Origin of the sequence: Lysinibacillus odysseyi 34hs-1 = NBRC 100172, assembly GCF_001591965.1 — a bacterium.
GTDB lineage: Bacteria > Bacillota > Bacilli > Bacillales_A > Planococcaceae > Lysinibacillus_B > Lysinibacillus_B odysseyi.
In genome coordinates, this window is sequence record NZ_BCVX01000003.1 from 416,636 (window position 1) to 427,905 (window position 11,270).

Here is an 11,270-nt window from a genome sequence, read left to right on the forward strand (position 1 = left end):
ACCATAATATCTAAATCCATACTCCATTTTATCGTTCAATTGATTTTTCCTTTGTTTTATCCTTTTTGATATAAAATTGTACTAAAATTTTTATGCCTTTTCTACTCATTACTGTTCCACTACCTACCATTCTAACCAGTTTTTCAAAATATCAGGTCTTTTATTTTTTAATTGCGGAAGGCTATCACGTTCACCTAGCCAATCATAGAAAGGTACTGGACGCTCTTTATGCTGTTCGTCCTCCACAGTTATAGAATCAGCAGGACGTTTCAGACGCTCTATAGCTTTTCCATAAGCGCCTACGAATATCGCTCGTAATGTACCCGTAACCGTTAATGTACCGTTTGCAATATCCCGAGCAATATTGACAATGACATCCTTTGCTTGATGGAAAGCCGAAGCATTATCAATTTGAGATGCCAATACAATTTTGTGTAGCTCATCTTTGAGTTGATCTGCTAATGGTAATGAGTGTAGGAAATCGTAAAGCATCGTTTGCCATTCGTTCATGTATTCTTTAGCTGCTTTCTTTTCATCGTGAGCGTTATTATATATTTCCTGTAAAGAGCTTGTTTTTAAAAGACTAAAAGAGCTAAATGATTGATTCTCTGTGGAAGGCTTACAATCGTTGTCGTTATTGACTTCGCAAGCTGTCTCCCGTTGTATCAAAGTCGATGTGTCATCATAAGGTAAAAGCTTATAAATGCTCGCTCCTTTGATACCGTTCATCTTTGTTTGCTTCACTTTTTCGATGATGTTCAGCTCAGTTAGCTTCTTAATCGCGCGCATTACTGTGCTACGAGATGTGCCTGTTGCTTCTGCGATTGTTTCAGCTTTCAGATGACTGGCGCCTGGATAAGCGAGTGATCGAGAAGCAAGTGCAAAAACGATAGCTCGCTCAGATTCCGTTAAGCTGTAATAATGCTGCTGGATATGCTGCTCAACTGCAGCGTCCATGTCATCCACAGTTTCAAATGTTGCGTATGCTGCCAAGTATTCGAATGCCATTTGTTTCACCTCCATTCCATGCAACCAAATTTCCTAATTCGTCATTTTTATTTACCAATTAGAAATTTAATTACTCTATAGATAATTTAATTACTTTCATAATAAATTACTCTATTCGTAACGTCAATTACTAATTGCGTAATTTTATTTATTCATTTATAATTAAATTAACTAATTCGGATGGAAGTAGGTGTGGGAATGTATTTAAAATCAAGGGTTAAGGTACTTTTAGCAGAACGTGATATGAGCCAAAAAGATTTAGCTGAAAAAACTGGGCTTACCACACGATTAATAAGCGAAATTGTAAATAACAAAGTGAAAATGTATCCGAAGGAAGCTATGGAGAAAATCATGGTGGCTTTAGAGGTAAAAGACGTTGGAGAATTATTCACTACAGTAGAGGAAGCAGACGACAAATAAGGGTTGTCTGTTTTTTATTGTGTACTTTTGCTGTGTATTTTCCTAAAATGGAAAACATAAGGGAGGTTATACAATGAAGAAGTTATTTTACATCGGTGCATTATCGGCCCTGTTGTTAGCTGCATGTGGGGATGAAGAGGATGCTGCCCCTAAAGAGGACACGCCAGTTCAAGAAACGGAAGAAACAACTGCATTAACTGTTGATGAAAAAGAACTGCAGAATTATGCTAGTAACATTACAGGTGGCACTTTTTTAAAGAGCGTAGCTTTAACGGATAACTATAGCGTTATCGATTTTTATAGCACTTACGAGGAATATAAACAAGATAATCAAGAAAGCCTAATTACTGAAGAAGACTATAAGGGTTATTTTGATACTTCAGAGTCCATTGAAAAAATCCTTGTTATAGAGAATGTGCGCTTACTACGTCAATTCCCTGGGCTTGCAGGAGCTAAAATGACATTGCCTTTTGAAGGGAAAACATACTCCATTAACCTTGACCGAAAGTCCCTGAATGACTATCTAGGATTTAAAGTTGAGGATTTAAAAACCGAAGATGATTCATGGACTACTAAATTTGTTAACCCAATCGGTTATGATGAACAGAAGAGAAAAGAGCTTATGGAGAAGTTTGGAACAGTAAATTAATACACAAAAGACTAGCCCTCCACAATTAATCTGTGGAAGGCTTTTTTTATCGCATATCATCCGGCGTCCTATAAGGCATCCCCAGCAGCCGCTTCATTTCCTCCATGCACCAGTTCCGCAACGCAACATTTGAATATGTATAACGATGGATTTCCCCTCTTACCAGCACAGAGTATTCCGTAAACATCCCATCATTAGTACTGGAGTCGATCTTGCATCCATCTTTGGAGAGGTCCTTTTTAACTTTGACTATATCAGAAAATACCTCTTGGGCTTTTTCTTCATACCACTCTTCCATAACCGGTGCCATTTTTAAGCCGGTCAATCTCACCTTGTCATATTCCAAAGTTTTAAGCGTCAGTTCCAAAATGATTAGATTATGTACAATAGATTTCAACTCAAAGATATGCCTCACAGGACCGCCTCCAACAATTTCCTCATACCTTAAATATAGAACGGACGTTCCTGTATTACAATAGAATAAATAAAAAAAACCCTCCACATTTACTTTGTGGAAGGTTGTCTTTTTACGCTTTCTCTTTTTGTCTGTGTAAAATCTGTACAGCATCATACCCATATTGTTTCTTTATCTCCCCTAGTATTTCTTCGTCTGTCATCGGTATATAATCGCCTTTAGTGAAAAACAATGCTGCATTCCCTTCAACATCATATCCGTCTACCCTAAATATAAAATTCACTAATACAATACTTTTTTCATACACGTTATCTCCCTCCTTTAGGTACATATTTCTATACCGAGAACAAAAACGCCTGCTTAATGGTCTAAAATTTAAATTTGGACACAAAAAATAATTGTAAATTACATGGTAATATTGGTAAAAAATGTTGACATTATATATACATTGGTATATAATTAAAGTATAGAAAGGAGGTGAACAGGAAGTGGACTTTGATAAGATTTTAGCTTATCTTCTCTCAATCTCAGGTATTCTGAGTGGTTTCACTGCCGCATGGAAGAATATCCATGACATGAGGAAAGGGAAGAATAAGAAAAAGCGACGCACTCCCGGAAAGAAGAAACGTCGCAAGTAATGGAAATGGAGGAGGGTAATACCTCCTTCATCTTCAACTTAATCTTATCATATAAAATCTTTACAGTCCATTTTGTCAATATGAAAAACTTATTAAACTTAATCTATGTTGTCGCAAGTGTTTACGTATTAGCGGTTGTTGTCAATTGGAAAGAGCCTGAAGCCTTTGATTACTCAATCATCGGTATATATGTAATCATTATAGCTCTTGCCATCTTCAACATTACAATGTATTTCAGGAAGAAAAGGACTTGATAATATGACTGAACAAAAAACATCTGAAGCTCAAAAACGAGCTACACAGGCATACCGAGAAAAAAACCGTGAGAAAGTGCGCAAACAATCCAGCAAAAGCGCGACCAAATCGTATATCAATAATTATTGTGATTTAGATGATTTGAATGAAATAAAGCAATGGATTGCAGCACGCGAGAAAGAATTACACGGTGAATAAACGCAAAAAGCCCGCTACCTATTTTGTTAAGGTAACGGGCTTCATTTTATTTATTACGGCGTTGATTAATGGTAATGTACAGACCCAGCAAACGGTCAGATGTCATTGTACCATTCTGTAAATCCTTCAAATGTGAGGGTTGAATAATCCCCTCTTTAACAGCCGTAGCAATAAAGTTTTCTGTTTCTGTACGCATTGCCGGTGAACCCGGATTCCATGTTTGTGGCATCTTGATTTCCTCCTTTTTAGGTTTGTCTTCCACAATTAATTGCACTTTTAATTTACTGTTTGATGGGACAACGACCTGTCCTTCTAACTTATATCCCTTTGGCATTGTCCAATTCGATTTAACTTCAAAGTGTGGACGGTCCATATTGTTCTTCCAGTCGCCACCCCATGTAATACCTAATTTCCGTGCTATGGCTCCAACCTTTGTTAGTACCAGAACATCATAAAGCACTGACGGACTGCTACAAGCAATGTCCCAAGCTAAACGGCTGCTATGATTACTATTAAGTGTCCAGGTAACAATAAGACCGGGACGTGTCCGGCCCTGCGCATACAAATACTTTTGGCGGTCTGGACTGCGGTAAGTTTCGGTGATAAAAATGTTTCGAATGCCCGCTTTGTAGCACTCCTGGAAGAGCAACCGACAGGCTGTCTGCGCATTAGATTTAAGCTCGGCCAGGTCCCGGCATGTTTGTGTAATGTTTACCATTTGCTATCATCCTTTGAGATTTTAGTCAGGTCAAACAACCCACATGCTGACAGCCCCGCTACAGCTCCTGCAACAACCATCGTGTAATAGTCGTACTCGCTAAACGGTGTAACAATAATGGCCACAAAAATACCGACTACAATAGATGTAATCGGCAAATAGCGTGTAGGTAAATTCGTTGTGCGTTTGACTACCTCAATAGCTGCAGCAACAAAGATTGCGATTGATGCAGCGATGACTAATAAAAATGTTAAATCCATAATGGATCCCCTCCTATTTAGTAAAGAAATACTGAATCAGGTAATATACAGCGCCGCCAGATGATAATAACGCTAGCAAGCCCCCGCTGATCTTTAAAAAAACTGTAGACAGCGTATTCCATTTGAGCATCTTCAATTCATGGTCCTGGGAAGAACGACTCCCTTGAAAACCTAAAGCACTTTGGACTAATTCAAATAGCTTATCCGTTTGACTACGCATAACTTCGCGGGTTTCTCGGCTATCCTTTAAAATCGTATTTTCCAACGTAATGGACTGTTGCTTAATTTCCTGAACCTGTTCATTTAAATATTCAATTTCTTTTTCTGCTCCAGTTAATCGATCTTCATGATTCTTTACTGTTTCAAACATAGATGCCCCACTTCCTTCTTGGTTTTGCATCCTCATTCCCCCAATCTTTTGGCAATATAAAAGCCCTCCACAGATAATTGTGGAAGGCTAAAATTTAAACTTCTGATACAGCGTTTATTCTAAAGTTCGGATGACCTAAATATTGCTTTACCATTGGGATAAACACTCTATCTATTTCAGAATCAGGCATATCCTCGTCGAATGGGTAATCGACAATATAAGTTTCATCTCTATGTGTTTGAAGATTTCTGTACTCTACTTTCACCATAGATATCTCCCCCTTCATCTACTCATTTCGACAAAAGAAGAAATCTTCCTTTAAAAGTCTCTGTTAAATCCCTCAATACTTTGGAGGAAAAATAAAAACTCTTAAGAATGCAACAAAATAGGCACCTATTGAATTTAAAAAACAATGCATGCTTTCTAAACATGCAAGTAAAAAAGTAAAAAAGGTTAATACATCTATTTCCGTTGCGCCACTTATTTTGACATTATAATATATATAAACTCCTAAACTACCGTACGCAGTCATTTTTATAAAGTTGACTACTATGTCCCCAGCTTCGAGATCAAAAACTTTATAATTAATAAACTTAAACAATATACCTATCATTAATATTAACCCCATGGGTTTTATGAACCCTAGTAAATATACTGCATCAATCTGCATAACATCATTAAACATTTTTCTCTCTCCCAAAGTATATTATTAATTTATATACGAACGAAAACTTCGGAAGTTTCATACAAAAAATCTATCCTCTGCCAGTTTTAAATTCCTGCTTCGTTATTCATGTGCATCAATAAGCTCACTGTGTTTTTTACCGTCTTGAGCATAGGTGGCTCAACACTAGTTTTATTTTGTGTTGGCACCCTCGTTCCCCATCAGTTGCAATATAAAAGCCTCCCGCAGATGATAGTTGGAGGCTGAAAAACTTTATTAATATCTCGTTTTAGGAGCATGCATAATTGTATTACCTAAATATTTTACTGTAAAATATTCCGGATTAAATCTATCATCCTCATCTTTTGGTATATATTTTCTGTTTTCTCTTTGAATCCAAGCCGTAACAGCCGACAAACTGTCATTACTTGAAATGATATATTCCTTACCTTTATATCGGATTAAATAGTTTCCCATCATAAAGCTAACACCTCCTCTCTTAATACCATCTTACTAAGAGAAGAGGAAAATAACTTTAACAACTTTTTGCCATAAAAAATAACGCTAGCTTAAGCTGCGTTTTCATGTGCGTCCATAATTGCCTGGCGCTCTTCATCTGAAATTGGGTTGTTAAAGCCATCCACACCAAGTACGGCCAGTTTGTATGTCACATCTTTCTTATGCCTTTCTGGCACCCTTGTGATTGTCGCTAATCCATTCATAATTAAAAGTGTGTAGCCATCTACCATTTTACATTCCTCCATAAATAGAATTTGTATTTTTGCCATGAATGACTTAAACATTATCTGTTCCTTTTAATGCTGCTATTTCTTCACGTAAGGTAAGCACTTCCTCGTAAAGCGTTAAGTTGACATCCAAGATTGTTAAACTATGTTGTTGTTGGGCTTCCATTTGTCTTTCCATACGAGCTAGTTTATCCTCTACAGTCTCTTCTGTAGGTAAAGGTTCGCCCGAATCGTAGTAAAATTCACCATTAGAGTTTCGTTTAAGAATACCATAACCTTGAGGTAGCTCATCCAATTCTATAACATTTATAAGCATATCTTTTGGTAATGAATTCTTATCGGAATATATTATAAATGTATCACCTGTAGGATATAAATAAACCATCATTTAACCTCCTCATAACCAATGATAATATCTCCAATTGTCTGTTTTATAAAATGTATGTTACCTTTAAGTATATCAACATCAGTGCTATAAATAACACCATCTCTAACTAGAGTCTTAGAATTGAATGTTGGAGTAATAACCTCTGTATTAGATAAAGGTACAAGATTATGCGATATCGCCTTTCTATAAGCTTCTATATAACTTATCATAAGTCTATCTTTAACGTTCGAATTTGGAGAAGATGACGTTTCTATAATTTTATACTTTGTTACTTGATTGTATGGTGTCGCATTATATACTATTGGGTTTGGTATAGAATGTACATAAAATTCAAGATTTTCATAATCGAATACCAAACCCCTATTAGCCACTGGAGAAGAAACCACAGAAAACAATCCGGATTTATGGTCACAAATGAATATAGCCGATTTAAAAATCCCACCGCCTATAACCATAATGTTATTAAAAGTCCCATCAGGCAAAGTAACACGATAAGGTGTGCAGTTTTGATTCATGCTTCTTGATATACTAAAATTATTAGGACCATATTGTGTTACAAGATTGGCATAATACGGTCCTCCTGAGCCTACTGGAAAACTAAACGTTAATTTTGAGAAATAGAAGTTGGTAGACGCATTAGGGTCTAAATATATCGCATATAAGAAAGGTGAAGATGGGTCTGGTGAAATACCTAAAGGTACAAAAGCATTTGGAGTATATAGCTGTCTGCCAATATCGGATATAACAGATACAACTCCATCAGTATACGTTAGCTCATAACATATATATACAATCGAGGTTCCATTTATACTATGATAGAATAAATATTTTTTACCATCAGTTGATTTAGCAACACCACTTGCTAAATATTGTGTCATATCGGTATTCCCAGTATTTAATTTATTACTTATTCTTTTAACAAATGATAAGTCAGATATTTTATACACATACATAGTTATAATCTTATTGTTAAAACGCGCAACCGTTGGTATATAAAAGTGATTTTCATCTATGAATAAGTTTATTTTACTTTCGCTTGAGTAAACTAAATTGTCGTCCGCATTAATTGCCGTATATGCTTTAACTTCAAATGTGTTTATATCAAATATAATAAAACCTAAAGTAGCACTAAAAGCAAGCCATATCGATTTATGATTCTCCAATGGTATCGGTTGAAAAGAGAAGTTTACGGGTGATGGGACCGTAGACCCATCTTCTCTAATAATACTTTTAAACATTTGTGTTAATTTATTGAACATGTCATCATTTTCATCCGATAACATAAACCCACCTTTTAGAATAGGTTTGAATTTATTATTATGAGAGTCGACTATCATACCACTAGAACTCTCGATATTTTCGACCATTGTTTTTATTTCTTGTGAAGTGGATTCGTACGCTACTTCAATACGTTCGACCATTATTTAACCTCCTCATACTCAAAGAATAACCTACCGCCCTCGACAACCCATCCAGTAGCGTATCTCTTACCTGTAGTTGGGTCTGTCTGATAATGAGGTAGTCTTGCATTCTTGTGTTCGTCTATTTGCAGTTGTAAGTTTCCAGCAGCGTTCGTATCTAAAATATCTTTTATCGTTGTGAACCATATATCAAACTCATTTTTACGACCACTCAACCATGTGTAATAAAGCGTTTCTTCTGCTTGCCTCCACGCTTCAAAATCTTGTTCCTGCGCATCAATCCATTGTTCTAACGCTGTTGTTACATTCGTTTGCCAAGTTTGGAATTCCCCGGCCTTTGTAATTGAATAATTGTTAAACCATGATTGATACTGATTAAAAATGGTTGTGGTATCAACTTGATCAACCACACCATGCATAAGGCCACATAGTGCTCTATTTAGACGTTGGTCAGTAATGGCTCCTTGTGTAAGAGTAAGAGCTCCTTTTGCTACATAAATATCAGCAAGTGCCAACTCATAAGCATCAGCATCCCTCTTTAAAGCGGGGGCCACTGGTGAGGCAGATAATGCCCCTTTCTTGACCTCCACACTCATCTTCCGTTGTATATGGTCCAATCGAATAACGACACGATCAATGCGATTGAGTGTTACATCACCAGCTGTTATCGGTAAGGTATAATCCTCATCGTTAATTAGGTAATAACCGTTAATCCATGCTTTGCCTGGACGAACAATGATATTCATCGAAGACCCGGCTGCTAATATTTGAAGGCAGTCCGAAGGATTTACAAATATCCCATTCCCAATAAACGTCGCAAAATACTGTGCGAAATCCTCTGCCTTATACCGTCTGTCTCCGTTAATTGAGTTGAACATCCCAAATTTCATCATTTATTTCACCATCCTTTTCAATGCCTGTGGAAGGGTAGGAACGGATTTCCCTACCGTCACATAAATTGATTTCCCGTCCTCTTTAAAGACTTCATCAGCCTGCATCACTCGACTGTTCATGAGAACGTTTAGCTCATCATCTTTAATCGTAATGATATCTCCAAGGAAGAAGTCCTCGTTATATTTCGTGTTTTCCTTCGTTACATCCAGTTCACAGTCAAAGCCGATATACTCTGTGTATTCGCTTTTCTTTTCTTCGCCCTTGGCTACCAATAAAGAATTGTATTCCAAAGCCGGTATACCAACTTGCGTACCGTCTACATCCCGGGTGTCCGATATTTCTCTAGCATCCACAAACAACTCTCTGCGTTGTAGACCGCTGTTTGATCCTCCAATAATAGCCGTTTTACGTGCAGGCCCCTCTCCGGCTCCAGCGATAAGGACCGTATTTTTAAAGTCGTTATCCGCTTCTTCATAGGTACGTTTCAACAGATTACTTCGGCTTTTCGAAAGGATGATACGTGGATTGACAAGCTGGTTAATCGTTCGATTTGTTCCTTCATAGAAGTCGTATTGCAAGGTCCGTCCATTGAAAAGGCAGCGTACACCAATATCATGTGTTCCACAGAGATTTTCACAGACTGTATATACATCCTTATCGGTAATTTGTTGCTGGATGACGGAGCCGATATTTTTGACCGCCGCTATTTGCACCTGAGATATCTTTCTTAATGCATCTGCCGGGTTAATCATTGTCGAGATAATCGCCTGACGCATAATCATTTCGGGCGTAGCATTGAAATCATATTGCCCCCATAAAATACGTCGGTCTGTCCAACGAAAGAGCGAGAAGCATTTGACTACTAGCTGATCTACGCCGTCACCATCATTGAATCCTCGATAATACACATACATAGCTTCGTTATCATCCTGCCGGAAAATAATATTTCCCTTCTTAAGGAGTTCAATGTTCTTCGGCGTGACATCTACATGCAATTCTGCCTCGCTACCCGGCCCATACTTTTTCCTCCACAGGAGATAGGAAAAGTTCCCGATAAAGCCTAAACGTTCAAATTTATCGTTACATACATATAACATGCTTACACCCCCACAAACTGAGGCGTAAAGTAAATGGCTACCTCTAGGTTTGATACAAATTGTGCTGCATCATAGCGAATTAAATTATCACCGACATCCACACTGAGTTGAATATCCGAATCGTAAGACAGGTAATTGAAATAATTTATCTCTACACCATTTCGCTCTAGGATGGCATACTCATTTCCACGCTTCGTATTAACCGTGACAATATCTCCGCCCTGTAAAGTAGCTTCGATTTTAACAATTCTACCCGTGTCTACCACTTCGATATAAGGATCAACCACACTTCCGATTGCTTTGAACTGAATGCGTAATGGGGATGCTGTATCACTGTCATTAAATACATTTACTACATTGTTAGGTTCTCGATAGCCCATTTCAATGCCGTCCCCTTCCGCATCGATCTCTAACTCAAATTCAAACGTTGGTACCCACATAGCGATTTCAAACTTTTGTTCTTCTGTATACCACCAAGGATTCGGACAAAGGAACGATATCATGAATTCCGGGATGATATGACGACTGATCACAGGTGTTTTCTCCACTTTACAATCGATATAGCGGACAACATCACCGTTGGTATATTTCAACGTGAATGAATGTTTAGGGTTAAAGAAGCGAATCATCTGCTGCCGGTTAATATCCTTGTCCAAACGAATCCGGCCATTGATGACAATATTTCTCTCCCGTACACTAGAGCCTTTAATGTTAGTTCCATCCTCGTTATAATTTTTGACGTTGTAGAATTCATTTTCCAACGCTTCCAAACCATCCGCCTTGTCCAGATAAAAAGGGCTAGACACGGATATTTCGAATGTCTGCCCTCGATGATTATCGAATATTAATTTTTCTCTTCGCTGGAAAGACTCAATCATGCACTAGCCCCCTTTATAGTTGTAGTCCCATTTCTTTTAATGCATTTTTTGAAAGTCTTGCTGTTTCATACGGATCTAACGGTCTTGGACTTGTAATAGAGAAATGGTAGTGATTTTCAGTACTTGTTGTCGATGTGGAAGACGATGTATTATACTGCGCCGTTCCAAATGCTACTGACTTTTCAGCGCTGCTTGCAAGCGAACCATATACATTGTTCATTGCTGCCTGTAATCGACCACTGGACTGTTCC

21 protein-coding genes are annotated in these 11,270 nt (G+C 37.6%); 5 read left to right on the top strand and 16 right to left on the bottom strand.

The features are described from left to right. Positions 1–123 precede the first annotated feature (123 nt). The gene (locus tag BOD01S_RS07195; protein WP_063180310.1) at positions 124–1,008 is read right to left on the bottom strand and encodes a helix-turn-helix domain-containing protein; all 885 of its coding nucleotides are present in this window, start codon (positions 1,006–1,008) and stop codon (positions 124–126) included. Between the two features lie 198 nt (positions 1,009–1,206). On the opposite strand from BOD01S_RS07195, the gene BOD01S_RS07200 reads away from it, so the two are divergent. Together BOD01S_RS07200 and BOD01S_RS07205 are read left to right on the top strand one after the other, a co-directional pair. Further along, the gene (locus BOD01S_RS07200; protein WP_036150214.1) at positions 1,207–1,428 is read left to right on the top strand and encodes a helix-turn-helix domain-containing protein; all 222 of its coding nucleotides are present in this window, start codon (positions 1,207–1,209) and stop codon (positions 1,426–1,428) included. 73 nt (positions 1,429–1,501) lie between these two features. Further along, complete coding sequence (locus BOD01S_RS07205; RefSeq protein WP_052124656.1) at positions 1,502–2,077, top strand: hypothetical protein; 576 nt, start codon at positions 1,502–1,504, stop codon at positions 2,075–2,077. Between the two features lie 46 nt (positions 2,078–2,123). Here BOD01S_RS07205 and BOD01S_RS07210 read toward each other — a convergent pair whose 3' ends face one another. Both BOD01S_RS07210 and BOD01S_RS07215 read right to left on the bottom strand, forming a co-directional pair. Beyond that, positions 2,124–2,492 carry a hypothetical protein gene (locus BOD01S_RS07210; RefSeq protein WP_036150213.1) on the bottom strand — a complete coding sequence of 123 codons (369 nt, stop codon included), beginning with the start codon at positions 2,490–2,492 and terminating at the stop codon, positions 2,124–2,126. Between the two features lie 112 nt (positions 2,493–2,604). Beyond that, the gene (locus BOD01S_RS07215) at positions 2,605–2,799 is read right to left on the bottom strand and encodes a hypothetical protein (protein WP_036150212.1); all 195 of its coding nucleotides are present in this window, start codon (positions 2,797–2,799) and stop codon (positions 2,605–2,607) included. A gap of 181 nt (positions 2,800–2,980) precedes the next feature. Here BOD01S_RS07215 and BOD01S_RS23230 point away from each other — a divergent pair, with 181 nt between their 5' ends. From BOD01S_RS23230 to BOD01S_RS07225, 3 genes are read left to right on the top strand one after another with little or no spacing between them, the layout of a single operon-like run. Further along, a complete protein-coding gene (locus tag BOD01S_RS23230) occupies positions 2,981–3,130 on the top strand; it encodes a hypothetical protein (RefSeq protein ID WP_169745598.1) in 150 nt (49 codons plus the stop codon). A gap of 5 nt (positions 3,131–3,135) precedes the next feature. Continuing rightward, positions 3,136–3,384, top strand: a complete 249-nt coding sequence (locus BOD01S_RS07220) for a hypothetical protein (protein WP_156116992.1) — start codon at positions 3,136–3,138, stop codon at positions 3,382–3,384. A 4-nt stretch (positions 3,385–3,388) separates the two neighbouring features. Continuing rightward, positions 3,389–3,583, top strand: a complete 195-nt coding sequence (locus tag BOD01S_RS07225) for a hypothetical protein (protein WP_036150208.1) — start codon at positions 3,389–3,391, stop codon at positions 3,581–3,583. A 46-nt stretch (positions 3,584–3,629) separates the two neighbouring features. On the opposite strand, the gene BOD01S_RS07230 is transcribed toward BOD01S_RS07225, so the two are convergent. The 13 genes from BOD01S_RS07230 to BOD01S_RS23235 all read right to left on the bottom strand — a co-directional run. Next, entirely contained in the window at positions 3,630–4,301 is a 672-nt protein-coding gene (locus BOD01S_RS07230) for a M15 family metallopeptidase (RefSeq protein ID WP_036150206.1), read from the bottom strand. Continuing rightward, positions 4,295–4,561, bottom strand: coding sequence for a holin (locus BOD01S_RS07235; protein WP_036150204.1), 267 nt, complete (start codon positions 4,559–4,561; stop codon positions 4,295–4,297). The genes BOD01S_RS07230 and BOD01S_RS07235 overlap by 7 nt, the downstream gene beginning before the upstream one ends. 13 nt (positions 4,562–4,574) lie before the next feature. Continuing rightward, positions 4,575–4,961: a hypothetical protein gene (locus tag BOD01S_RS07240; protein WP_036150202.1), complete on the bottom strand. Its 387-nt coding sequence runs from the start codon at positions 4,959–4,961 to the stop codon at positions 4,575–4,577. A 64-nt stretch (positions 4,962–5,025) separates the two neighbouring features. Continuing rightward, entirely contained in the window at positions 5,026–5,199 is a 174-nt protein-coding gene (locus BOD01S_RS22890; protein ID WP_156116991.1) for a hypothetical protein, read from the bottom strand. A gap of 72 nt (positions 5,200–5,271) precedes the next feature. Beyond that, positions 5,272–5,616 (bottom strand): hypothetical protein, encoded by a 345-nt coding sequence (locus BOD01S_RS07245; protein ID WP_036150201.1) that lies wholly within the window; start codon positions 5,614–5,616, stop codon positions 5,272–5,274. A 255-nt stretch (positions 5,617–5,871) separates the two neighbouring features. After that, entirely contained in the window at positions 5,872–6,075 is a 204-nt protein-coding gene (locus BOD01S_RS07250) for a hypothetical protein (RefSeq protein WP_036150200.1), read from the bottom strand. A gap of 89 nt (positions 6,076–6,164) precedes the next feature. Next, positions 6,165–6,383, bottom strand: coding sequence for a hypothetical protein (locus BOD01S_RS07255; RefSeq protein WP_156116990.1), 219 nt, complete (start codon positions 6,381–6,383; stop codon positions 6,165–6,167). A 7-nt stretch (positions 6,384–6,390) separates the two neighbouring features. Then, the gene (locus BOD01S_RS07260; protein ID WP_036150197.1) at positions 6,391–6,726 is read right to left on the bottom strand and encodes a hypothetical protein; all 336 of its coding nucleotides are present in this window, start codon (positions 6,724–6,726) and stop codon (positions 6,391–6,393) included. Beyond that, complete coding sequence (locus BOD01S_RS07265; protein WP_036150196.1) at positions 6,726–8,150, bottom strand: hypothetical protein; 1,425 nt, start codon at positions 8,148–8,150, stop codon at positions 6,726–6,728. Before BOD01S_RS07265 ends, BOD01S_RS07260 begins: the two co-directional genes overlap by 1 nt. Then, complete coding sequence (locus BOD01S_RS07270; protein WP_052124655.1) at positions 8,150–9,043, bottom strand: hypothetical protein; 894 nt, start codon at positions 9,041–9,043, stop codon at positions 8,150–8,152. The genes BOD01S_RS07265 and BOD01S_RS07270 overlap by 1 nt, the downstream gene beginning before the upstream one ends. Continuing rightward, positions 9,044–10,141 carry a siphovirus ReqiPepy6 Gp37-like family protein gene (locus BOD01S_RS07275; protein WP_063180313.1) on the bottom strand — a complete coding sequence of 366 codons (1,098 nt, stop codon included), beginning with the start codon at positions 10,139–10,141 and terminating at the stop codon, positions 9,044–9,046. It lies immediately after the preceding gene. 2 nt (positions 10,142–10,143) lie between these two features. Then, the gene (locus BOD01S_RS07280) at positions 10,144–11,019 is read right to left on the bottom strand and encodes a phage tail domain-containing protein (RefSeq protein WP_036150101.1); all 876 of its coding nucleotides are present in this window, start codon (positions 11,017–11,019) and stop codon (positions 10,144–10,146) included. Positions 11,020–11,032: 13 nt separating this feature from the next. Further along, positions 11,033–11,270 (bottom strand): hypothetical protein (locus tag BOD01S_RS23235; RefSeq protein ID WP_169804313.1); only part of this gene is annotated, 238 nt, incomplete at its 5' end.